Source organism: Methylophilus sp. 5 (assembly GCF_000515275.1).
Lineage (GTDB): Bacteria > Pseudomonadota > Gammaproteobacteria > Burkholderiales > Methylophilaceae > Methylophilus.
Window position 1 is genome coordinate 1,815,817 of record NZ_KI911560.1, and the last position, 24,175, is coordinate 1,839,991.

The 24,175-nt window shown below is 47.3% G+C and carries 21 protein-coding genes and 1 tRNA gene; 20 read left to right on the forward strand and 2 right to left on the reverse strand.

The annotated features are described in order from the left end of the window. Nucleotides 1–117: 117 nt before the first annotated feature. Together ffh and METH5_RS0108730 are read left to right on the forward strand one after the other, a co-directional pair. Nucleotides 118–1,479: a signal recognition particle protein gene (gene ffh / locus METH5_RS0108725; protein WP_029148145.1), complete on the forward strand. Its 1,362-nt coding sequence runs from the start codon at nucleotides 118–120 to the stop codon at nucleotides 1,477–1,479. A 137-nt stretch (nucleotides 1,480–1,616) separates the two neighbouring features. Further along, a tRNA-Lys gene (locus METH5_RS0108730) sits at nucleotides 1,617–1,692 on the forward strand. A 126-nt stretch (nucleotides 1,693–1,818) separates the two neighbouring features. Here METH5_RS0108730 and METH5_RS0108735 read toward each other — a convergent pair. Continuing rightward, nucleotides 1,819–2,856 (reverse strand): hypothetical protein, encoded by a 1,038-nt coding sequence (locus METH5_RS0108735; protein WP_029148146.1) that lies wholly within the window; start codon nucleotides 2,854–2,856, stop codon nucleotides 1,819–1,821. A gap of 455 nt (nucleotides 2,857–3,311) precedes the next feature. On the opposite strand from METH5_RS0108735, the gene METH5_RS0108745 reads away from it, so the two are divergent. Together METH5_RS0108745 and METH5_RS0108750 are read left to right on the forward strand one after the other, a co-directional pair. Further along, nucleotides 3,312–3,929 carry a nucleotidyltransferase domain-containing protein gene (locus METH5_RS0108745; RefSeq protein WP_029148148.1) on the forward strand — a complete coding sequence of 206 codons (618 nt, stop codon included), beginning with the start codon at nucleotides 3,312–3,314 and terminating at the stop codon, nucleotides 3,927–3,929. Between the two features lie 16 nt (nucleotides 3,930–3,945). Then, entirely contained in the window at nucleotides 3,946–4,317 is a 372-nt protein-coding gene (locus tag METH5_RS0108750) for a hypothetical protein (protein ID WP_029148149.1), read from the forward strand. A 319-nt stretch (nucleotides 4,318–4,636) separates the two neighbouring features. On the opposite strand, the gene METH5_RS0108755 is transcribed toward METH5_RS0108750, so the two are convergent. Beyond that, nucleotides 4,637–5,476, reverse strand: coding sequence for an oxidoreductase (locus tag METH5_RS0108755; protein ID WP_029148150.1), 840 nt, complete (start codon nucleotides 5,474–5,476; stop codon nucleotides 4,637–4,639). 120 nt (nucleotides 5,477–5,596) lie between these two features. Here METH5_RS0108755 and METH5_RS0108760 point away from each other — a divergent pair, with 120 nt between their 5' ends. The 16 genes from METH5_RS0108760 to METH5_RS0108835 all read left to right on the forward strand — a co-directional run bounded on the left by METH5_RS0108760 (nucleotide 5,597) and on the right by METH5_RS0108835 (nucleotide 24,035). Then, nucleotides 5,597–6,502, forward strand: coding sequence for a LysR family transcriptional regulator (locus METH5_RS0108760; protein ID WP_232410993.1), 906 nt, complete (start codon nucleotides 5,597–5,599; stop codon nucleotides 6,500–6,502). A gap of 146 nt (nucleotides 6,503–6,648) precedes the next feature. Further along, complete coding sequence (locus METH5_RS0108765) at nucleotides 6,649–7,809, forward strand: hypothetical protein (RefSeq protein WP_029148152.1); 1,161 nt, start codon at nucleotides 6,649–6,651, stop codon at nucleotides 7,807–7,809. Between the two features lie 470 nt (nucleotides 7,810–8,279). After that, a complete protein-coding gene (locus METH5_RS0108770) occupies nucleotides 8,280–8,828 on the forward strand; it encodes an RNA polymerase sigma factor (protein WP_029148153.1) in 549 nt (182 codons plus the stop codon). Next, nucleotides 8,825–9,274 carry a cupin domain-containing protein gene (locus METH5_RS15220; protein ID WP_157381506.1) on the forward strand — a complete coding sequence of 150 codons (450 nt, stop codon included), beginning with the start codon at nucleotides 8,825–8,827 and terminating at the stop codon, nucleotides 9,272–9,274. The genes METH5_RS0108770 and METH5_RS15220 overlap by 4 nt, the downstream gene beginning before the upstream one ends. Before the next feature lie 20 nt (nucleotides 9,275–9,294). Further along, nucleotides 9,295–10,401, forward strand: coding sequence for a YheT family hydrolase (locus METH5_RS14875; RefSeq protein WP_088177787.1), 1,107 nt, complete (start codon nucleotides 9,295–9,297; stop codon nucleotides 10,399–10,401). Nucleotides 10,402–10,841: 440 nt separating this feature from the next. Beyond that, nucleotides 10,842–11,729, forward strand: a complete 888-nt coding sequence (locus METH5_RS0108785) for a DUF4394 domain-containing protein (protein WP_029148154.1) — start codon at nucleotides 10,842–10,844, stop codon at nucleotides 11,727–11,729. 225 nt (nucleotides 11,730–11,954) lie between these two features. After that, nucleotides 11,955–12,599 (forward strand): PEP-CTERM sorting domain-containing protein, encoded by a 645-nt coding sequence (locus tag METH5_RS0108790; protein WP_036307749.1) that lies wholly within the window; start codon nucleotides 11,955–11,957, stop codon nucleotides 12,597–12,599. Nucleotides 12,600–12,811: 212 nt separating this feature from the next. Next, nucleotides 12,812–13,456, forward strand: a complete 645-nt coding sequence (locus tag METH5_RS0108795; protein ID WP_157381507.1) for a PEP-CTERM sorting domain-containing protein — start codon at nucleotides 12,812–12,814, stop codon at nucleotides 13,454–13,456. A gap of 333 nt (nucleotides 13,457–13,789) precedes the next feature. After that, the gene (locus METH5_RS0108800) at nucleotides 13,790–15,550 is read left to right on the forward strand and encodes a monovalent cation:proton antiporter-2 (CPA2) family protein (protein WP_029148157.1); all 1,761 of its coding nucleotides are present in this window, start codon (nucleotides 13,790–13,792) and stop codon (nucleotides 15,548–15,550) included. A 70-nt stretch (nucleotides 15,551–15,620) separates the two neighbouring features. Next, nucleotides 15,621–16,520, forward strand: a complete 900-nt coding sequence (rlmF, locus tag METH5_RS0108805) for a 23S rRNA (adenine(1618)-N(6))-methyltransferase RlmF (RefSeq protein ID WP_029148158.1) — start codon at nucleotides 15,621–15,623, stop codon at nucleotides 16,518–16,520. Nucleotides 16,521–16,591: 71 nt separating this feature from the next. Then, a complete protein-coding gene (locus tag METH5_RS0108810; protein ID WP_029148159.1) occupies nucleotides 16,592–18,790 on the forward strand; it encodes an OsmC domain/YcaO domain-containing protein in 2,199 nt (732 codons plus the stop codon). A gap of 246 nt (nucleotides 18,791–19,036) precedes the next feature. Beyond that, nucleotides 19,037–20,530, forward strand: a complete 1,494-nt coding sequence (locus METH5_RS14880; RefSeq protein WP_051412911.1) for a DEAD/DEAH box helicase — start codon at nucleotides 19,037–19,039, stop codon at nucleotides 20,528–20,530. Then, nucleotides 20,531–20,995, forward strand: coding sequence for a YaiI/YqxD family protein (locus tag METH5_RS0108820; RefSeq protein ID WP_029148160.1), 465 nt, complete (start codon nucleotides 20,531–20,533; stop codon nucleotides 20,993–20,995). 156 nt (nucleotides 20,996–21,151) lie between these two features. Then, on the forward strand, nucleotides 21,152–21,751 hold the full coding sequence (locus METH5_RS0108825) for a PEP-CTERM sorting domain-containing protein (RefSeq protein WP_029148161.1): 600 nt from the start codon (nucleotides 21,152–21,154) through the stop codon (nucleotides 21,749–21,751). Between the two features lie 249 nt (nucleotides 21,752–22,000). Then, on the forward strand, nucleotides 22,001–23,146 hold the full coding sequence (locus tag METH5_RS0108830; protein WP_029148162.1) for a GGDEF domain-containing protein: 1,146 nt from the start codon (nucleotides 22,001–22,003) through the stop codon (nucleotides 23,144–23,146). A 76-nt stretch (nucleotides 23,147–23,222) separates the two neighbouring features. After that, a complete protein-coding gene (locus METH5_RS0108835; RefSeq protein WP_029148163.1) occupies nucleotides 23,223–24,035 on the forward strand; it encodes an HD-GYP domain-containing protein in 813 nt (270 codons plus the stop codon). Nucleotides 24,036–24,175 lie beyond the last annotated feature (140 nt).

Here is a 24,175-nt window from a genome sequence, read left to right on the forward strand (position 1 = left end):
CCAGCGTGGCGACACTGCGCATGGCGATGTTTGCCAATAGTTTATTTTAGGCTTGGGCTGGCATGAGGTAAAATTGTGCGCATAGCATATTGATGAATTGTAAAAGAAAGGCATTCCATGCTGGAAAACCTGACCGGCCGTTTACAGGGCGTGATTAAAAACCTGCGCGGCCAAGCGCGTTTAACCGAAGACAACATTGCCGATGCCATGCGCGAAGTGCGTATGGTTCTGCTGGAGGCTGACGTCGCCTTGCCGGTAGTGAAAGACTTTATTGCCCGCGTCAAAGAGCGCGCCAGTGGCCGTGACGTATTGCAAAGCTTAACGCCAGGCCAGGCCGTGATTGAAGTGGTGAACGAAGAGCTTACCGCGCTCATGGGCAAAGCCAACGAAGGCCTCAACCTGGCAGCGGTGCCGCCGGTGGTAATTTTAATGGCGGGTTTGCAAGGTGCGGGTAAAACCACCACCTCAGGCAAGCTGGCCAAACTGCTCAAAGAACAAAAGAAAAAAGTATTGCTCGCCAGTGCCGACGTTTACCGTCCGGCGGCGATCACGCAGCTACAAACCCTGGCCAAGCAGCTGGAGATAGACTGCTTTGACAGCAATCCGCAGCAAAAGCCGCTAGACATTGCCGCGCAGGTGATGGAGCAAGCCAGAAAGAGCTATTACGATGTAGTTATTTTCGATACGGCCGGTCGTTTAGCCATTGATGAGGCCATGATGGCCGAAATCAAAGACCTGCATGCTTACCTCAAGCCCACCGAAACCTTGTTCGTGGTTGACGCCATGCAAGGCCAGGATGCCGTCAATACCGCCAAGGCGTTTGGCGAAACACTGCCGCTTACCGGTGTGATTGTCACCAAGCTCGACGGCGATGCGCGCGGCGGTGCCGCACTCTCTGTGCGCCATGTCACCGGCAAACCAATCAAATTTATTGGTGTGAGCGAAAAGGTCGATGGCCTCGAGCCTTTTCACCCTGACCGCATGGCTGGCCGTATTTTGGGCATGGGCGACGTATTAAGCCTGATTGAAGAAGCGCATAAAAAGGTCGACATGGCCGAAGCGCAAAAAGTCGCCGACAAAATCAAGTCTGGTGCCAAGTTTGACCTCGAAGACTTTAAGTCGCAAATGATGCAAATGCAAAAAATGGGCGGCATGGCGTCACTCATGGACAAAATGCCTAGCCAGATATCCGGCATGGCGCAAAAGATCAACACCGACGACGTAGATAAATCACTGCGCCGCCTAGAAGGCATTATTAATAGCATGACGCCCGAAGAGCGCCGCAAACCCGAGCTGATTAAAGCCACCCGTAAAAAACGCATTGCCGCCGGTAGCGGTGTGCAAGTGCAGGATGTAAACCGCCTGCTCAATCAGTTTGAAGAAACACAAAAGATGATGAAGATGTTTAGCAAAGGTGGCATGGCTAAAATGATGCGAGGCATGGGCGGCATGATGGGCGGTAAATTCCCAGGAATGTAAAGCGAAAAAACGGGATGAATAGAAAAATAAACTTTTTATACAAAAAAAGCCAAAACAGCATTGACCAAAGTTAATTCATCCCCCATAATCGCGTTCTTTCAAATTTGACGCAAAACAAGCGGCAGACAAGAAACAGAGGGGTGTTAGCTCAGCTGGTAGAGCAGCGGACTTTTAATCCGTTTGTCGTGGGTTCGATCCCCGCACACCCTACCAAAATATAAAAGACGGCTCGCAGAAATGTGAGCCGTTTTTCTTTTCTCTATACTGAACAGCGTTTCAGAATTCCAGCTTTTCACATAAAGTAGTTTTTAGTTGCAATATCCTATTCCGGTTTCCAAGCTAGTGTCTGTCATAAAGTACTTTTAGTGTTGCTGTTCTCCAGCAGTCTAGATAAATTTTACTCAGAAATTTAGGTTCTTTCTGGATTGTCAGCCACTCATCAAGAATTATTGCTAAGCACACTGACTCTACTGAAGTGATCCAGCCATCCATATCCTTCATTCCAACCGAAATCAATAGTTCGTGCCCTTTATTTTTCTCTTTATCTTTGGCATTAATGGTTGCTTGTAGGCGATTGAAAAAATCGGTCTTTCGATAAGATTTCAATGTATGGGAAATCTCAAATCCAGCAATTCTTCCTAGATTGGTTTTAGTGGGGGTATAGCCAACATTAATTACTCTCCAGCTTATAAAACCATCCCCTACAGAGCCTTCCTCTTCACTTGGGTAAGGAAATGGAGTAGCTTTTAAACCATGAGCTGGATCATCAAATAAGGGCCCGGGCTGACCAAAAGGTCGGGATGCTAAATTATTCAATTGAGTGATTAACTGCTCTAGTTCATCCGGCTCGATTTTACGAGGACGATTAGCACCATTTTTTCCAAACCACAATTCAATCTCAATGCCCTGGATATCAGCTATTTCACCACTTATATATCTATCGAGGATTTTATTTTGAATTTCATCAAAAAATTTCACCTCTTGCCGCAAGTCTTGAAACATGAACATGGTTAGTTCTAAACCTATAGTCTCACCGTTTCTCTCAATCCAGAAATCTGGAGGATCATTCTTTTCTGCGCCTAGAATTCGAAAGTCATGTTCTGGTAATTGAATGTTTAATAGGTTTTTAAAGTGAGTAATATGATCAGTCTCCATGTGAGCTTTATCACGATAGGCCTCCTGCTTCATGGACGAGTTAGAAACACTGGCAGCAATGTCAGGATAACCATTTTCATCCGTGGTTATTAGAACGGGACCGAACCACATGGGTGGCCGCTCATTTCTTTCGCTCAGCTGACTTAGTAATTTCTCTTTATTTCTTTTGATAGCACTTTTTTTGCGAATATCAAATGCCCCTCTTCTCCGTGCCTCACCCATGATTATTAATTCTCCTTCAATGAGTTTCTTAATTTAGAGTTAGTTAATTTGCTGCGTCCACTACTGTAAATCATAGCCCCTGAACTCTGTTCCTAAAGATGCTATCTCAGTTTTTAGCTTTGCGACTACCATATTCCCGCTCGCTCCGAAATGCATACACTGTAGCCTCATATCATACCCATATTCACGTATCTTGAGCCTTAGGCTTGCAAACAGTGGCTGGCCGATGTCGGGTAATCCCGACTTAGATCGTTGGCCTTTATGTTGGCTTGGTGTGGAATTGGATATGTCCATGCGGAGAAGCTTGAATCGCCACTAATGTACTAGACACCTTTAAGCCGTAATAATGGCAAAAAAAGGTGCATTAGACCATCTTCATACATACAGAGAACACTTGATTTTTTGTTTAAAATGTAGCATTGTTTGCTACATTCGTAGCTTAAAAGAAAACATTTATGTTGTCTGATGTATTGTTTAGTGAGTATAGAAAGCGTATCTTGGGGTTGCTTTTATTGCATCCCGAGCAAAGTTATCACGTGCGTGAGCTGGCCAGGCTGACTCATACGAGTGCGGGAACCTTGCATAAAGAGCTGAGCAAGTTATCGGATGCTGGGATTCTGCAGGGTAAAAGGGTGGGTAATCAGCAGCACTATAGCGCAAATGTACAGTGCCCAATTTTTGAAGAGCTTGCGAGTATTTTTCGCAAAACTTCGGGTTTGGTTGATGTGATTGCGGGGGCTTTATCCAGTGTTAAAAATCAGATTCAGTTTGCAATTGTGTTTGGCTCTGTCGCGCGTGGTGAGCAGCAGGCGAATAGTGATATTGATGTGATGGTGATTGGCGATATTGGTTTTGGTGATGTGGTCACTTTGCTGCACGATAGCCAAGCTATTTTAAAGCGTGAAATTAACCCGGTCGTGTACTCGATGGCTAGTTTTAAAAGTCGTGTTGAAAAAAATGACTCGTTTATACAAGCAGTTTTAAATAAGCCGAAGTTATTTATAATCGGCACCGAATATGAGCTTAGACAACTTACTGAAAATCAAGCTGCTTTAATTACATCATCCGACTAACGATGCGCTGCTTCGTTTGTTAGATGCAATCAAGCGCAATATTGAAGACTCACAGGTTGAAGTTGTGAGTGGTGAAACCCGTTTTGATGCAGCTTATAAAGCGATTATGCAGAGTGCTATGCTGGGATTATGGTTGAATGGTTATCGCACCTCTACAAGCCAACCTGGACATCATCAAACGGCGATTCAATCACTATCAACGACGCTAGGCGTTGAAAAATCGGTAGTGATTATTTTAGATGCCTTGCGTAAGCAAAGGAACGTAAGTGATTACGAGGGTGACCCTATAAGCGATGAGGCTGTCACTGAATGCATTAAGCAGGCTGACTATTTGCTCAATCACCTAGAAACATGGATTAGAGAAAATCGTAAAGATCTTGGCATTTAAAACACTGTCTCTAAAATGTAACTAATTGCTTTAAAGCAGGCTGAATTTGGATTGAAAAACACTAGGAAACACCTTGGGGATTTTTTCCAAGTGATTGATAAATAAATATTTTTTTTAGTGCTTTTTTTAATCCGTTTGTCGTGGGTTCGATCCCCACACACCCTACCAAAATATAAAAGACGGCTCGCAGAAATGTGAGCCGTTTTTCTTTTTAGCATTTCAAAATACTGCTGCCTGTTTTCATAGTTATCTCTTGTTATGTCTTTGTTTACTTGAATCGGCAAGAGTATCCCCAGCAAGGAGTGCTAGGGGTTTATCATCAAACATAATCAGTAGAAACTGCCAGGTCTTTCCAGGCATCTAATTCTTTCTGTACGAATTGATTTTTTTCCGTGATCTTATGTACGGTGTCTGAGCCTAATGGCAATCTCAGAGGTGGCTCTTCACTATCGACCAACGCCAAGATTGCTTTGGATAGCTTAGTAGGGTCTCCAGGTTGCGCATGATTGGCTGACGCAGCAAACTCTCGCATCGCTCCCACTGTCGCAGCGTATTCCGGGAAAGATTTCTCGGTGGAAACCAGCGAAGTACTGTCGAGAAAGTCTGTACGGAAAAAGCCAGGTTCAACTGTTGTGGCTTTGATTCCGAAAGGTTGCAGTTCATATGCCAGTGATTCAGTCAAAGCTTCTACAGCAAATTTGGTTGCGCAATAGGCTCCCCATCCTGGATAAGAGGCATAACCACCGATTGAGGAAATGTTAATGATGTGGCCGCTGTTCTGTTTACGCATATAAGGCACTACCGCACGAATAACATTTAGTAAGCCGAATACATTGGTATTGAAGAGGTCTTTGACTTCTTTGTCGCCAGACTCTTCAACGGCCCCCAGTAAGCCATAACCGGAATTATTCACAAGGATGTCAATTTGTGAGAATTGGGTAATCGCATCTTTAGCAGCCTGAATGGATGCCGCCTCATCTGTCACATCAAGTTTCAAGGCAAGCAGGTTGGGATGATTGCCCAATGCCTCAATCACTGTTGTTGGATTGCGTGCGGTTGCAACGACTTTATCGCCACGTTCCAATGCATCTTTTGCGATTAAGGCGCCAAAACCTCTTGATGCGCCGGTGATAAACCATACTTTCGACTTGGTGCTCATGACAATCTCCTTTAATTAAATGAACCGCGATATGCAGAACATGGAGGCCATCATAATGAGTATTCAAAAGTAATAAAATATTCAATATAATTGATTTATTATCAACTTAAAGTTGCCTATATGCAGATGATCAGACCTTTAACGATGTTTCTTGCTGTGGCTAATGCCATGAGTTTTAGAAAGGCTGCTATTGACCAGGGAGTGTCTCCTCAAGCCGTCAGTAAGGCAGTCAAACAACTTGAGATGCATCTTGGTTTGAAGCTGCTTCATCGAACGACAAGGCACTTGAGTTTGACGGAGGACGGCGAGCAACTATTTCAAAGTGCTAATCAAGGAATGCAGCTTTTAACGGATGCAATCGTTGGGCTCGAACAAAGTAAACAGGGCATGGCGGGCGTCATCAGGTTAGCTGCCCCATTAGCGTTAGGCAATCGAATTTTATTGCCCTTAATAGACGAGTTTCAGTCAATAAATCCAGACGTGCACTTTGATCTAATGCTGAGTGATGAGTTTGTAGACATCGTCACGCTTAGAATTGATATTGGTTTTAGGGCAGGCAAGTCACCAGACAAAAATGTGATTTCTCGCAAACTGGGTGACATTGTTTCTGTGATCTGTGCATCACCCAAATATATTGAAAAGCATGGATTGCCTCTCGACTTAAATGACCTTCAAACACATCGATGTACTGGCTTCTTGCATCCCCAAACCGGCAAAGAGCTTCCGTGGGAAATCAATGTGAATGGCGAAGTCAGCTACATCCATGTGCCTTCAGTCGCTAGATTCAACAATATAGAAGCCGAGATTGACGCGGTTAAACGAGCGATGGGTATTGGGCAGCTTAGCGAATATCTGATTAAAGATGAATTAGAAAGTGGTGAGCTGATAAAAATTATTCCAGAGGGGCGGGTGCCAAGACTGGGCATATACATGTATTACTCCGAGCGCACCAAGATACCCATCCGAGTAAGACAATTTATTGACTTTTGTATGTCAAAAATGACCAATAATAATCAGTCACATTGAGTTTTTTGTTTGGGGGCGCTGAGATATAGCACATGTCACAAAAGCGCAAGCAAGAGCTCTTATGTCCTTCTGCTAAAGAGATAGGCGGTGAAGTTAAGGGCTCATCATTGGGTAATAAGTGTTTATAACTCAATAAGGGGTAATCTATGTTTAAAACGACAACACGTTCTGTGTTGGTGATGACCATTGTGGCGATGTTATTGATTCCGTTAATAGCGTCCTGGTTTGCTTATCCATCCACGCATCTGCCTCCAGGCTTTGGTGTTTTCCCGCCACAGTTTGTGGCAGACCCGCCAGGGTTTAATCTGATTGTTTTTATTGGGGTTGCCCTGCTCGAAGCAGCATTTGCTGTTTTTTTAATATTCCCGCAATGGTTTGGCTTTAAGCCGCCCGCGCCATCTCCGCGGCCGGCACTGCGTGCCTTGCCTTGGTGGTTTTGGGCAGGGGCGGTTGTCACACTGTTTTTTTGGTGGTTGATGTGGACGCGCACGACACCGTTTGGTGATTTGGTGTATTACGCTTTTACGCCTATGTGGTGGGGGTTTATCTTTGTGCTTGATGGCCTGACATTCCGTTATTCTAATGGCTACTCACTGTTTGCCAGCCGCCCCAAAACATTTCTGATCAGTGCGGTTGTGTCGATTGGCGGCTGGTATTTCTTTGAGTATTTTGATTATTTTGCGCTAGGTAACTGGTACTACCCTAATACCGAGATCCCTGGTTTAAGCCATACCACGATTGTGTGGATCTTTATTTTTGCCTACAGCACCGTTTGGCCTGCCATTTTTGAGTGGTATACCTTGCTGAATGCTTTTCCTAAAATTGCCGGGCGATATGCACAAGGCCCCAAGCTGGCGCTGCCGGCAAAGCCGATGTTGTATTTAAGTTTTGTGTTGTTTGCCGCCGTGCCGTTCTGGCCTTACCCTTTGTTCTGGGCAATGTGGATCGCGCCGCTGATAGGCATCGCTGGTATCTTGATGATGCGTGGGATCTGGACACCATTTACCGATGTTGCCAACGGCAATTGGAGTCCGGTACTTTTGATGGCGCTCAGCTCATTATTTAACGGATTTTTCTGGGAGGTTTGGAACTACGGCAGTGCGCATCCTGCATTACCTGTAACCAACCCGAATTACTGGGTATACGATATTCCTTATGTGAATGTGATTCATATTCATGCTGAAATGCCACTACTGGGCTTTGCAGGCTATTTGCCTTTTGGCGTGCTGGTGTGGGTAGTGTTTATCTGGGCGGGTAAGGTGTTTGGTTTTAACACCAATATTCTTCAGAATGGACAAGGGCATTGATGGGTGGTGTTTAATGGCAGATAGGCCTAAATGCATAATCTGTTTGTCGTGGGGTTTATCGCCACACACACTATCAACCTATAAAAGAACGGCTCGCAGCAATGTGGGCCGTTTTTTTGTGGTCAATTCCGAACATTGACTGAGTGTGCCTGATTCATACCCCCTGCTAATGTGTTCGGCGCATGGAGGTCAGTTCATCAGGCCTTGGGTCTTTTTGTTTTGAGGTGGGGTAAACTGATCATCGCTTGTGGCGATGTGAGTGCTCTATCGGTAGACAAAAGAGAACAGGTAATGAGTGGCGCGCGCGCCTGTTTATTAAGTAATGATGCGTTTTCGTTGGACTACTCACCAAGATGTAATCTTATTTATATTTTGTGAAATCTGCATCTAATTCATTACATTTACCGTATATAGCGTTAAGCGCAATGCAAATGACAATATCAATTTTAAAAGAAAACCTGGAATGAATTGTGAGAGATGACATCGAGGATTTGGTGGCTCGAATAATAGACAAGGATGAGGATGCTTTTAACGAGTTGTATGAAGCTACTTTTAGTAAGGTCTATAGTTTGGCTTTAAAGATTACAAAAGACTCAAGTACTTCTGAAGAGGTGGTCGAAGATACGTATTACCAGATATGGCAGGAAATTTATCGCTACGATTTCAATAAGTGTCCTTTGTCTCGCTGGATCTTAGTCATTTGCCGCTCCCGTGCGATTGACGCGGTGAGGAAACGGAATGCAATCCCTGAGATGGTGGTTAATGATGATTGGGCGATAGAGTCTGCAGACCTATCTGTAGACGATATGTTACAGGGCAAGCAGGCGTCGCTCGCCGTGGTTAAAGCATTATCAGAAATTAAACCCTTGCAGCGGCAACTATTGCACCACGTTTTTTATTATGGATTAACGCATCAAGAAATATCTCATGTCATGAATATGCCGCTTGGCTCTGTGAAATCAACGATTAATAGAGCGCAAAAATTATTAAGAGAGAAGCTCAAAGGTGAACAGTTTTGAATAAAGAGATGACAACCAACAAACCTGAGTCTTTAGATTTTGATTTATTTATCGAGCTGTTTGAGGCAACGCCAGCGCTGGAGCCTGCTCCCGATGCAAAAAATCATATCAAGACTAAATTAATGCAACGCGTTGCACAAAGCCGGGACGCACAGTTTTTTGTATTTTCAGAGCAAGGTCACTGGAAATCAATGAACCACGGGATTCAGGTGAAAATCTTGAAAAGTGATGACCAAGCTAAATCATTTCTGCTTAAGCTCGAACAAAACACCATTATTCCGTATCACGACCATCAAAAAAATGAAGAAACTTTTGTGATTGATGGCGAGGTCTGGCTCGATGGCATTCATTGTAAAAACGGTGATTATCACTTTGCCGGTGCGGGAACGTTTCATAAAGAAATCCGTACCGAAAGCGGTTGTACGCTGTTGATCAAGACTTATTGATTCGTCATCAGCCTATAAAAATGAAAGTTATTTATTTTGTTTTGATCATGACAGCATCCACACTTTTGTCTGCATCAACATGTTTTGCAGTGAACGATTTTAAAGCGCCGGTTTGGCAAGTTGGCGGGCATATGCAAACGATCATTCCTTCTCTTTTTCCGCAAGTAGCAAAGCAAGCGTATGTTAGAGAGCGTTGGGAGTTAGCCGATGGAGATTTTGTCGATGTAGATTGGACCGAATCGCCCGAACGTTTGGATAACACGCAAAATAAACCTGTGTTAGTGCTGTTCCACGGCTTAGAGGGGAACTCTCAAAGTCATTATGCCCGGGTGATGATGGCCTCTGCAAGGCAACGTGGATGGCTGGGCGTGGTGGTGCATTTTCGGGGCTGCTCAGGCGAACCGAATCGACTGCCGCGTGTGTACTATGCCGGGGATGCTGATGAGATCAATACGTTTATTTCAATCATTCATCAAAAACTCCCCGACAATGTGATTTATGCGGCAGGCGTGTCATTGGGTGGCAACGCACTTTTGAAGTGGCTGGGGCAATATCCGAATGATGCGCGGCGATTAGTCAAAGCGGCGGCTGCCATCTCAGCCCCCATTGCTTTGAAAGAGACGGCGCACAGTCTTGATAAAGGCCTCAACTATTTGCTATATAGCAAGCACTTCGTCGCCTCGATGAAACCAAAAGCGTTGCAAATGGCTGAGCGGTTTCCTGATTACTTAGATGCAAAACGTATTCAGGTAGCCAGCACTGTGCAGGAGATGGATGACGCGGTGACCTCGGTGTTGTTCGGCGCAAAGAATGCCGACGAATACTATGACATCAACGCTTCTAAACCATGGTTGTCGGCGATACAAACCGAGACAGTCATTTTAAACGCAAAAAATGATCCATTTGTTCCTTTTGAAAGTTTACCCTCAAAGACGGAGGTATCAGGCACTGTCCATCTTGATTATCAGGAGGAGGGCGGGCATGCGGGTTTTTATGGCGATGGTGACCAAGAATCCCCATGGCTTGCTGAGCGAATATTCAACTTCTTTGATATGGCACGGCATGTACAACTAGACGCTGTTGTTGATCCGCTTATTTATTTTCATCCTTCTTCTATTTATCAATAATCCCTAGGTGTTAAGCCATTCTTTTGGCGCTCATTCTTCTGCAAGTATTCAAAAAATAGCACCTCCCATCATCGGGCAATTTCAGGTTTTTTGCACAGCGCATAAGCAATCGTATGTTTAGTGCATCCAATTTCAAATCCGTTACGTATATGTAATGAGAGAAGTTTATTGCTCTCAGTAGCAGCCGCAAAATTAGGCCAATGTATGCGTCATTAAGGCCATTAGTTAAGGCGGTAATTAATGTTGATCTAAGTATTTTTTTGATCAATGCAATATAGAGATAAACCGTTGAAGGCTGGTAATAAAACGGATTGTTTGTGGTGGACGACAGGGAACGTTGATTGTGAGGCTGGTCATCGCGGACGGTTAACGCGCGTCTAAATCACAATTTTTTGATGTGATTTTAATAACTAAATAGTCATTTTGAAGAGAGGTTTAACATGAAGATTGGTTTTTTTTATAGCACGGTATTAGGTGCCAGTTTGCTGGCAGGGGCTGCCCAGGTCAATGCAGATACGTTGTATGGATTCAACAGTAGCAAGATTGCTGTGATCGATTCATTGAATCTGGGTGCGGTTTCTTATATCAATATTTCAGGCTTATCTGCTGGCGAGCGCTTACTTGGCGTTGATCTCAGGCCGACGGATGGTTTGGTCTATGGTCTGACCAGCCAGAATAGGCTGTATACCCTAGACACGACGACTGGTGCAGCCACATTCAAGAGCACCCTTAGCGGGACTTCTGTGGCGGGGCAGTCGATTGGGATTGATTTTAATCCAGTGGCTGATTTTGCCGGTAATGCTTCGCTACGTGTCATTACAGGCACAGGCAACAACTATGCGGTAAACGCGAATACAGGCGTGGTGGGAAATGCCGCCGGTGCAAATATTGGCAGTGGTTACACGGCAGTTTCCTATATCAATTCAATGCCTGGTATGGCGCCAGCCAGCACCGGATTGTATTACGTGAATACCAACAGCGACTTGCTACATTTTTTGGCATCCGGGTTTAACAACCCTGCTGGTGCAGGTGGCATTCAGTTGGTTGGCTCACTGGGTGTCAATGCGCTGTCTGCCGGTGGCTTTGATGTTTTAGGTAACGGCAATGCCTATGCCTTGTTTAACCTGGATGATGGCACTCTGGATTCACAGTTGTTTTCGATTAATCTGGCGACGGGCACCGCGACTTATCTCACGACACTGGATGGTACCTTCAACGGTCTGACTGGCGTAGCGACAGTGCCAGAACCTGAAAGCTATGCACTGGTATTGGTTGGTTTGGGTCTGATGGCCGGTGCGGCAAGACGTCAGTCTCGTCAACGCCAATAAGTACCTACTAAATAGTGATGTCATACTCACAGGCTGGTGTTGCTCAACATTGGCCTTTTTTGCAATCGCTGTGATGCGGGTGAATGGCGCATCATTTTCATCTTAAGCGATTGACCCAAACAGGCTAACGACACGATAATAGTTTGATACTAGAATGATTATCGTATGTAGTATTTATGATTTATAAGACGTTGGTAAATGTTAATTAATAAACAGGGGGTAGCGATGAAAAATTTAGTTTTAGTTGCAGCAATGGGTTTGGCCTCAGTCAACGCATACGCGGTTGATATTGTTGGCTTATACAATACTGGCGCTAGCTTTTCAGCAGGCGCACAAGATACTAACTACGCATTATCAAGCACGACTACTACTGTGGGTTCAAATGGTTATGTGACTGCAAATGGTTCATTTCCACTTGCAGGTAACTGGCTGGCTAACACGGCCACTTCTTCATGGTTAACACCGACTGCAAGCCAGGGTGAGACATTGGACCCTTCCGTTGATGGTCTCTACACTTGGACGACCACATTTGATCTGACCGGTTATGACGCAGCCTCAGCCAGCTTTAATGCGCAATTTGCTGCGGATAACTCTGCCATCGTTTACCTGAATGGCAATCAGATTGGCACTTCAAGTGGCTTTTCATCATGGAGCACATTTTCAGCCACTGCGGGTAACTTTGTGGCAGGTGTAAACACTTTGTCATTTGTTGTCACTAATCAGGCACAGGATTTTGGCAACCCAACTGGCTTGCGTGTTGAATTCTTGACTTCAAACGTCGCCACCGTGCCAGAAGCTGATACTTATGCGTTGATGCTGGCTGGTTTTGGCTTGATGGGCTTGGTTGCACGTCGCAAAAACACAGCTTAAGCGTTTTATTAGGCTGGGAAAAAGTCACGCTAATATTTTAGCGTGACTTTTTTATTGGCGGTCGCCTGCCTATTGCCGAGTCTATCATTGACGCATTTTGGTTCGTCTTCAGTCATCCGCCGTAGCCCGTAATGGCTATTGATGGGGGGGATGCCACTGATAATCTACGTATTCTATAAAAAATTCTTTCCTTTAATACTAATGAGGCTTATATGAGCATTAAATCAATCTTTATGGCAGGCTTGCTATCGTTATTTGCCAACTCTGTATTGGCTGCGACGGTTGAGTATTCGGACTTCTCAAGCTGGTCTGATGATGTCTCTGGCCTGATCACCACTGAAACCTATAACGGCTACGACTTTACTGGCGGTGGTTTGAATTATGTTGATTATGGAACAAGCACCACTTTAGGTGGAATTACCTACACACTGGAGACGTATGGTCAGATCTTTGGTGTTAATAAAAACCTGAATTACGATGCTGCTTATCACAAATCAAATTATCTGGAATGGCAAAATGCAGGCTCCGCAAGCACGCTGACGATTACTTTCGCCTCTTATACAAATGCGATTGGTTTTAATTTTGGCCAGCTCTACGGTGATGTACAGCCTTTCACAGTGACACTGGGCAATGGCGACTCTTTCACGCTGACTGGTAATACTGCTTATGCTTTCTTTGGTGCAGTTTCTACGACAGCGTTCAACACACTGAAGATTACCGGGCAACCTTATCCTGCTTTAGATAATTTATCAGTCGGGCCTGCTGTTGCTGCGCCTGTGCCTGAGCCAGAAAGTTACGGCATGTTGTTAGCTGGTTTGCTGTTGACCGCATTTGTTGTCAGACGTAGTCGTCAATAATTAGGCGATTCTGATGGGGTAGTAAAGGGCCGACTAAATTGTCGGCCTTTTTATTGATATTCTTATGGCATTGACGGTTAAGCATTGGTGAATGCTGATGTCTTTAATTCGGGTAAGCTGGGCTTTAGCTGGCACTTAAATACTGACAAGACCTTAATGATAGGCCTCTCAGTGACGTCTCTGGCGCTAAAAACATGGTTGATTTATGCGTTAGAATGTAGCGTTATTTGTTGTGGATTTATAGCTTTTAAAAAAGCAGTTTGATACAGCAGATTTATAATATCTCTTTTGCAACGCAATCTTTTCCTTTCAGTAGCCACACAAAGGCACACCATGGATTCCTCTAGTTTTCTTGTTCAAGCCGCAATCTATCTCTCATCTGCCATTCTGTTAGTGCCGCTGTTTAAACGACTCGGCCTGGGCTCGGTGCTTGGCTATTTGATTGCCGGTATTTTGATCGGCCCTTATGCATTAAAGCTCATTGCAGACCCGGAGCATATGTTGCATTTTGCTGAGTTTGGCGTGGTGTTGATGTTGTTTCTCATCGGCTTAGAGCTTGAGTCACAAAAGGTGTGGGAGTTGCGCAAGCTGCTGTTTGGGCTGGGTGGCATGCAGGTGACGCTGACGATTGCGCTGGTGACTGTGGTGGCGCATTTATTACATTTTTCGTGGCCCGAAGCGCTGATTATTGGCATGGGGGTGGCGATGTCTTCCACAGCGATTGGCTTGACAGCATTAATTGAAAAAAAACAGTTGCGCACGCAAGGTGGGCAGGCGGCTTTTGCGACCTTGCTGTTTCAAGACTTATCAGTGATTCCGTTGTTTATGGTGCTGGCATTTATTGCGCCGCACAAAACCGCATCGGGGTTCGATTTGTGGGCGGTAACGCAGTCGATTGCAGTGATTTTGGCCATTGTTCTGGCGAGCAAAACCATCTTGCGGCCCATTATGCGCATCGTGGCGCAAACCGGCATACGTGAGGTGTTTGTCGCGTTTTCATTATTGCTGGTGATCGGCGTGTCGTTAGCAATGGCGTCTGTAGGCTTGTCGATGGCGCTGGGGACCTTTTTGGCCGGGGTGTTGCTGGCTGACTCAGAGTATCGCTACGAGTTACGGTTAGACATTGAGCCGGTGAAGGGCTTGTTGCTGGGCCTGTTTTTTATTTCGGTCGGTATGACGGTCGATTTGTCTTTAGTGGCGAACCAGCCTGGCTTGATTTTTGGCTTTGCGTTGCTTATTGTTGCTGTGAAGCTGTTGGTGCTGGTTGGTTTAGGTGCACTGTTTCATTATCCGCTGCGTGACAAATTATTATTCGGCGTTGCCATTTCACAAGTCGGTGAGTTTGCGTTTGTGATTTTTGGCGTGGCCTTAACGCAAGACTCTATTTCACGCGACACCTACAATATCCTCAATGCGATTGTCGCTGTTTCTATGTTGATCACGCCGGTGTTGCTATTGCTGTATGACCGCTTTTTGACGATGCAGTGTGGTGAGCCGCCCAAAGACGCCATCACTGAAAATAACGCAGTCATCATCGCCGGGTTTGGGCGTTTTGGGCAAATTGTAGGCCGCGTATTAATGGCCAAAGGCATTGCCGTTACCTTGATTGATAACGACCCAAATCAGGTCGATTTAACGCGCCAATTTGGCTGGCGATGCTATTACGGCGATGCGTCGCGACTGGACGTGCTAGAAGAAGCCGGCATTGCTGAAGCCAAATTGTTTGTGATTGCTGTTAATGATGCGGCAGCCACAGTAGAGATGGCTAAGTTAGTCAAACAACGCTGGCCGCATGTCAATATTGTGGTTAGAGCCAGAAGCCGGTCAGACGCTTTTGAGTTGCGTGATTTAGAGCTAAACCCGGTGAGGGAGACTTTTTATTCGTCATTAGAGGCCGCCAGGCAAGCATTGATGGCCATTGGCGAAACCGCCAGCGCCGCCGCAAAAATCATCAAGCAATTTGAAAAGCACGATATTGAACAACTGGAAGCAACACGCAAGATCAGGCATGACCGCAAAGCGTTATCCAGCGTGATGGAGCAAGGGCGAGAAGACCTCAAAACCTTGCTCGAGTTAGAGAATCCGGCGGTTTGATCTAGCCTTGTTTTTTTTAAACAGTGCTTGGTCTGCTACCCTAGTCAGCGTTGTTGTTATTGAATCTGTCATGAAACCTGATCACTCTTCTTCTACCTTGCATCCGCGTAACCTGCATCGCGCTGGCTATGACTTTGTTGTGCTGGTGCAAGCGCAGCCGGCGTTATCCGCCTTTGTGCGCCCCAATGCCTATGGCGATGCGTCGATAGATTTTGCTAATCCGCAAGCGGTGAAGGCGTTGAACCAGGCGTTACTTAAGCAGTATTACGGCGTGGCGGAGTGGGATATTCCAAAGAATTACTTATGTCCACCCATCCCTGGCCGGGCAGATTATGTGCATTATCTGGCAGATTTGTTGGCGACGAGCACTGGCAATACTCAACCAGTGCGCATGCTGGATATTGGCACCGGTGCCAATCTGGTGTATCCGCTGATTGCGGCGCATGCGTATGGCTGGCAGTGTGTGGGCGTGGATATTGATCTAAAAGCCCTGCGTAATGCACAGCAGATGATTGAGGCGAATGGTTTGCAGCAGCAGATTAGTGTGCGTCAACAGGCTCAGCCGACCTCTATTTTTAAAGGGGTGATTTTGCCTGGCGAGCAGTTTATGCTCACGGTGTGTAATCCACCTTTTCATGCCTCGGCCGCAGAGGCGCAGGCGGGCACGCAGCGTAAATGGCGCGGCTTGGGCAAGCAACCGCCACAGGCGCTTAATTTTGGCGGACAATCGAATGAGCTGGTGTGTGCTGGTGGCGAAGCAGCGTTTTTAAGCGCCATGATTAGTGAAAGTAAATTGTTTGCCAAACAGTGTGTGTGGTTTACCACGCTAGTCTCCAAGGCGGCTAATTTGCCGTTGGTCTATCGTCAATTAAACAAGGTGCAGGCGGTGACGGTGAAAACGGTGGAGATGGCGCAGGGGCAAAAGCAGAGCCGTTTTGTGGCATGGACGTTTCAACCTCCGGCGAAATAGGCATTACACGGCACTGGCATTGTGGGAGATAATAGCGCCCTTATCTTTTTTGCAGTATTTGGAGTCTCATTATGGAAGTCAAAGTCAACTTTCTCGATAAGCTACGTCTTGAGGCCAAGTTCGATGACTTCACGGTGATTGCTGATCAGCCTATCCGCTATAAAGGCGATGGCTCGGCGCCTGGCCCGTTCGATTACTTTCTGGCATCTTCTGCCTTATGTGCTGCTTATTTTGTAAAGCTGTACTGCAGCACGCGCAATATCCCTACCGATAATATCCGTCTGTCGCACAACAATATCGTCGACCCCGAAGACCGCTACAAGCAGATTTTTAAAATCCAGATTGAATTGCCGACCGATCTTTCAGAAAAAGACCGTGTCGGTATTTTGCGTTCGATAGATCGCTGCACGGTGAAAAAAGTGGTGCAAGCCGGCCCTGAGTTTATCATTGAAGAAGTGGCAAACCTGGATGCCGATGCGCAAGCTTTGCTGACGATGGATACCACTGGTGATGCGCTCACTTATATTGCCGGCAAAGACCTGCCGTTAGAACAAACTATTGCCAATATGTCAGCCGTGCTGGCCAGGTTGGGCATCAAAATTGAAATTGCCTCTTGGCGCAATATTGTGCCCAATGTGTGGTCGCTGCATATTCGCGATGCGCATTCGCCGATGTGCTTCACTAACGGAAAAGGTGCCACCAAAGAAAGCGCGCTGGCGTCAGCCTTGGGTGAGTATATTGAGCGGCTGAGTAACAACCATTTTTATGCCGGGTCATATTGGGGCGAAGAGATCGCCAATGCCGCGTTTGTGCATTATCCGAATGAGCGCTGGTTCAAACCAGGCCGCAAAGATGCGTTGCCAAAGGAAATTTTGGATGACTACTGCCTGGAGATATACAACCCGGACGGCGAGTTGCGTGGGTCGCATCTGATAGATACTAATTCTGGTAATGCTGAGCGCGGTATCTGTTCGCTGCCGTTTGTGCGGCAGTCAGATGGCGAGATTGTTTATTTTCCGTCTAACCTGATTGAAAACCTGTACGTGAGCAATGGCATGAGCGCAGGCAATACGTTGGTCGAGGCGCAAGTGCAATGTTTATCGGAGATTTTTGAGCGCGCGGTGAAACGCGAAATCATCGAGGGCGAAATTGCCTTGCCAGACGTGCCGCAAGCCGTGCTGGCAAAATACCCTGGCATTGTGGCCGGAATTAAGGGCCTGGAAGAGCAAGGCTTCCCGGTGCTGGTGAAAGATGCCTCACTGGGCGGGCAATATCCGGTGATGTGTGTGACCCTCATGAACCCGCGCACCGGTGGTGTGTTTGCTTCGTTCGGCGCGCACCCAACATTAGAAGTCGCGCTGGAACGCAGCCTGACCGAGTTGCTGCAAGGCCGCAGTTTTGAGGGCTTGAATGATTTGCCGCAACCGACGTTTGCCAGTGAAGCGGTGACTGAGCCAAACAACTTTGTTGAGCACTTTATTGATTCTAGCGGCATTGTGTCGTGGCGCTTTTTCAGTGCCAAGTCAGATTACGAGTTTGTCGCGTGGGATTTTTCCGGTGAAGGTGAACATGCCAGTGCCGAAGAGGCTGCGACCATGTTTGGCATGCTGGCAGACATGGGCAAAGAAGTGTACGTGGCGGTGGTTGACCAGCTAGGCGCCACGGCCTGCCGCATTTTGGTGCCTGGCTATTCTGAAGTGTATCCTGTAGAAGATTTAGTGTGGGATAACACCAACAAGGCATTGTTGTTCCGTGAAGATATTTTGACTTTGCATACACTGGACGATGACGGCCTGGAAGCCCTGCTTGAGCGCTTGGAGAATAACGAGCTGGATGATTACGGTGACATCGCCACCTTGATCGGTATTGCCTTTGACGAGAATACGGACTGGGGCCAGCTCACCGTATTGGAGTTGAAACTGCTGATCAATCTAGCCTTGCAGCAATTTGAAGAGGCGCATGAGCTAGTGGGGGCCTTTTTGCAATATAACGACAACTCGGCCGCGCGCGGCTTGTTTTATCAGGCCTTGAATGTGGTGTTAGAAGTGGTGCTGGATGACGACTTGGCGCTAGACGATTACGCAGTCAACTTTCGCAAAATGTTTGGTGATGCACGGATGGATGCTGTTTTAGGCTCGGTGGACGGCAGCGTGTGCTTTTACGGCTTGACGCCTACCAGCATGAAACTGGAGGGGCTAGACAGGCACCACCGCCTGATCGACAGCTACAAAAAATTGCATGCGGCACGCGCCATGGTGGCGAGCACTTAACCGCGTGCTTTGCGGGTGATGGGGCTGTGCAGGCGCGAAAAATTCAAATATATTCAATAGATTAGAATATTGGCGAATAGCGCGTATAATGCCAGCACCCTACGGTCAACCAATCAACGTAGCGGCTCTGTCATACTTCATCAGTATTATCTCGTTTGTCCAGATTGGTGTTGCCACTTGCAACAGACCAACGCCTATTAATTTTGCATGGCGGCATGCCATGCAACCTTTAAAAGTTGAATTAATTTGTCATTAGAAAACACCCCTGCAAACCTGACGTTTGCTGATTTAAATTTATGCGAGCCAGTGCAGCGCGCGATTGCCGATGCCGGCTACACCTCGCCAACGCCGATTCAGGCGCAGGCGATTCCTTATGTACTGCGCGGCGGCGATTTGCTGGCTGGTGCGCAAACCGGCACCGGTAAAACGGCCGGCTTTACTTTGCCGATTTTGCATCGTTTGTCTGAGTCGCCCTTGGCGCAGGCCGTTAAGGGCAAGCCACGTTGTTTGATTTTGTCACCAACGCGTGAGCTGGCAGCGCAAATTGGCGAGTCAGTGACCACTTACGGCAAATATTTGCCACTCAAAAGTATGGTGGTGTTTGGTGGCGTGAGCATTAATCCGCAAATCAACCGCTTAAGCAAACCAGTGGATATTCTGGTAGCAACCCCGGGCCGCCTGCTCGACCTGGTGCAGCAAAAGGCGCTCGATTTGTCTGGCATTGAAATTCTGGTGCTGGACGAAGCTGACCGTATGCTGGACATGGGCTTTATCCATGACATTAAAAAAGTGTTGGCCATGTTGCCAAAAAAACGCCAAAACCTGCTGTTTTCGGCCACTTTTTCGAATGAAATCAAGCGGTTGGCAGATAACCTGCTCAATACGCCAGACCTGGTGGAAGTGGCGCGCCGCAACACCTCAAATGCACTGATTGAGCAAAGCGTGCACATGGTGCCGCAAGCCCACAAGCGTGAAATGGTCAGCTATCTGATCAAGCATCATCAGTGGCAACAAGTGCTGATTTTTACGCGCACCAAGCATGGGGCTAACCGATTGGCAGAAAAACTGGTGAAAGATGGCATTCCGGCGATGGCGATTCATGGCAACAAGAGCCAGAATGCGCGCACGGCGGCCCTGGCCCAGTTTAAAGCAGGCACGATTCCGGCACTGGTGGCGACCGACATTGCTGCCCGTGGGCTGGATATTGACCAATTGCCGCAAGTGGTCAATTTTGAGCTACCCAATGTGCCAGAAGATTATGTGCATCGTATTGGGCGTACCGGGCGTGCAGGTGCCAGCGGTGCGGCGATTTCACTGGTCGATCGCGAAGAGCTGGGAATGTTGAAAGACATTGAAAAACTGATTAAACGCGAGATCCCCAGAGTGCCGGTAGAGGGCTTTGTGGCACCGGAAAAAGGCAGCGAAGAGCCAGACCGGCCACCTCGTGGGCAAAACCAAGGGCGTCAGCGCCAGGGGCAAGCTCAAGGTAAACAGCACAAGCCTGCTGCAAGCAAGCAAGGGCAAGCACAGCCTCGTCAGTCGCAAGCGAATCACCCGCGCTCGGCACAAGGCCAGGCGGGCCACGGTAAACCTGGACAAAACAAGCAGGGGCAAGCTCAGCCCAACCAGCAAAAGTCTGGGCATGCGAGTGCTAATCAGCGGCATGGTAATCAGGCTGCGCCACATCGCCAGGGCGGCAATCACTCGCAAGGCGCATTGTTTACCCCTAAACCGCGCTAAATGCATATTTGGGTGGATGCCGATGCGTGCCCGGTCGTGATCAAGGAAATCTTGTTCCGGGCTGCTGAACGCTCTAAAATCGCCGCCACGTTTGTGGCGAATAAATTGTTGCGTGTGCCGCCATCGCCTTATTTACGGGCAATGCAAGTGCCTAAAGGCTTTGATGTGGCGGATAACGCCATTGTGGCTGCGCTGGAGGTGGGTGACCTGGTGATTACTGCCGATATTCCACTGGCGGCACAAGTGATAGATAAAGGCGGGCACGCGCTCAACCCGCGCGGTGAGTTTTATTCCCCGGAGAATATTAAAGAGCGTTTGTCCATGCGTGACTTTATGGAGTCACTGCGTGCCAGCGGGGTTGAAACACAAGGCCCCAGTGCCATGCAGTCTTCTGACCGGCATACCTTTGCGGCGCAATTAGACCAGTTTTTAGCGCGTGAAGCGCGCAAACTGCCACGTGCATAGGCTGTGTATATCGCTATTTCCCCTGGTAAATGTTAAATCTTGCAAAAGGCCCTAATGGACTATTGGCTTTTATTTGACTCTCGCTAAAATTTGGTTTTGCAATAATAGTTACTCGGGAAAATATTATTGCGATAACTTGAGTGGGGGGATCTATTTATGCGCTTTTTAAACTCTTTGATTTTTTCTCTGGCAATGTTGGTGTCAGTCTCATCACATGCGGCAGTAGAAACTTATGGCGAATTGTTGTCAGGGACTTACGAACCGGGGGCTGATTTTGCTTCGTTGTCAGTCAGCAACACCGGCAATGTCTATACATTTACCTTGTCTGCCTATGATTTGAATGCCTTGTTTACCAATAAAGCTTTTATTGGGTCAATCGCTGTCAAAGCGACGCCGGATGTCAGCGCCGGCAATATCACGATTAGCAATATTAGTGGTGGTGTCACTAGCCTGACCGCAGGTAATGGTGGTGGTCCTGGCGGTGGTTGGGACTTCAGGTTTGTGCTTGGCCAAGGCCAGGATCGTTTGCTGGCAAATGAGTCCATCACTTGGACGGCGACATTTGCTTCGGCTTCTCAGGTTACTTTGGACGACTATGCCCTGCATGTGCAAGGCCTGACCAAAGCGCAAGGTGATAGTGCCTGGTATCTGAACTCGATCGTGACGACACCGGTTCCAGAACCTGCCTCCTCGGGCATGGTGTTGGCTGGGTTGGCATTTGTGTTCGGCATGAGAAAACGTCTGGCACACGTGTAACGCTATCATGCTCCCCATGGCTCTTTGTGTGGGCGATGGCTGAGAGATGGTCAACATTTAAAACGGCTTGCAGAGATGCAAGCCGTTTTTGTTTTGATGGCCTTAAACGGATAGTTTGAGCAGATACGGGTGTAATGTATTGAAAACCCCTTTGATTTAACTGGTTATTTTTAAAGGCTTGCATTAGCATGACTTTAAACAGTGTATGTAAAGCTGGCTGTAAAAATAAAAAAGAAGAGGTCATGATTAATGAGTTTGCAGGCTCGGATTGACGAAGCGTTATTTCACAAGCTGTTATCGGGAGCGCGCATTCCTTTAATCGGGAGTGCGTTTGGGGGTTTGTTGATTGCGTTTTCGCAATGGGGCTCTGACAAAAGTGATTTGTTTTTATTGTGGTGCAGCGTGGTGTACGGCGTCATTATGTTACGCGTGTGGCTGCTTAAGCGTTGCCAAAAACGGCTGGCCAAGCATGGTTTTAATTACCCTTTAGCATACCGTTATTGTCTGACGTTGGCGCTCTCTGGGCTGGCGTGGGGTGCATTAGGGTTTTTGGTGAAAGATGCGCCACCGATGACGGTGATTATTGTCATCACGGCCATTCAGGCGATGGTGATGGGCGGCGTGGTGACCATGGCGTCGTGTATCCCGGCTTTTTTTGCCTTTAGTTTGCCTGCCATGCTGCCAACGGTGCTGGTGTTCTCGTTTAGTGAAAATCTATCGAGCTTTATCATGGCCGTGTTTAGCGTCATTTTTTATCTGCTGATGATAGGCATTGCCTACCGGTTTAACCAGTCATTGCGCCACGCGGCACGCATCAGCTTTGAAAATGAAGATTTGATTGGCTCTTTAAAGGATGCTTATCATAAGATTTCTGCCCAGAACGAGGAGCTGAGTCATGTGGCACACCATGACACGCTGACTGGCTTGCCTAACCGCAAATTATTGTCGCTGCGCCTGCGGCAGGCGATGGAGCTGGCCATGGTGAAAAAAACTGGCACAGCGCTGCTTTATCTTGATCTCGATGGTTTTAAAGCCGTGAATGACCAGTTTGGGCACGAGGCCGGAGATTTGGCACTGATTGAGGTAGCGCGACGCTTGGGCAAGGTGATTCGCGGTAGTGATACCTTGGCGCGCGTGGGCGGCGATGAGTTTGTGATCGTGCTGTCTGATTTGCCAGAACAGGGCAGGGCCTCGGTGGAGATGGTGGCGCAAAAATGCCTGATGGTGTTTGAGCCGCCGTTTCAGATTCAAGCGGCCGTGTGCCGTTTAGGCACGTCAATTGGCTTAACCGTGTGCAACGAAGGTGAGGCCATAGAGCAATTATTGTCCGTGGCTGACAAGGCAATGTATCAGGCCAAGCAGCTGGGTTGTGGCCAAATGTCTTGGGCCGCCTGACCACTTGATTATATTTGCATAAATTAGCGTTTGCGATAAGAATTAACCCTTTGATGATTGTCATGCGAGGGTGACTATGCGGCCGCAGTATAAAATTGTGCTGGTGTATGTGTTGGTAGGTGCTGCCTGGATCTTCTTTTCTGACAAGCTGGTGGCGAGCCTATTCACGGATGCGCATGACTTGACCCTGGTGCAGGACATCAAGGGTTGGCTGTTTATTCTGGTCACGGCCATTTTGTTGTTTATTCTGGTCAAACGCGCGCTGGAAAACGCCGCTCACCAGCAGCAAAAGTTGATTGACAGTTATGACCAGACGATTCGTGGCTGGGTGCAAGTGCTGGATTTACGCCACAAAGAAACTAAAGACCACACCTATCGCGTCGCGGCGATGACGGTGGCGCTGGCAAGCAAAATGGGCGTGACTGACGCAATGTCACTTAAACGCATAGAGCGCAGTGCGATTTTGCATGATATTGGCAAAATCGGTATCCCGGATGCGGTGTTAATCAAACCCGGTCAACTTGATGATGATGAAATGCGCCTGATGCGCACGCATCCGCAAATTGCACGTGATTTATTGGCTAATATTGATTTTTTGAGTAACTGTATGGATATTCCGTATGGCCACCACGAACGCTGGGATGGCCATGGCTATCCGCTGGGGCTAACCGGTGAAGAGATTCCGTTTGCTGCGCGTATTTTTTCGATTGTTGACGTGTGGGATGCGTTGATACATCCGCGGGTATACAAGCAGGCCTGGCCAGAAGACAAGGTGCGTGACTATATCCGTAACGAGTCTGGTATCCGCTTTGACCCAGCTGCTGTGGAGGTATTTTTTGCCCATTATGAGGTCATTAAAGCGGCGGCCGCCAGCTTGCCTACCAGCTAACGCCAGCGTTTGGGTGGCACAGCGGCTAAAAATGATGGCTGGCTGAATCGGGCAATTTGCCGGGCATTTATAGAGGTGTTTGGGGGTTTGATTTTAATCATATCCCTTACAGTAATGGACGGGGGCTTAGGCTAAACATC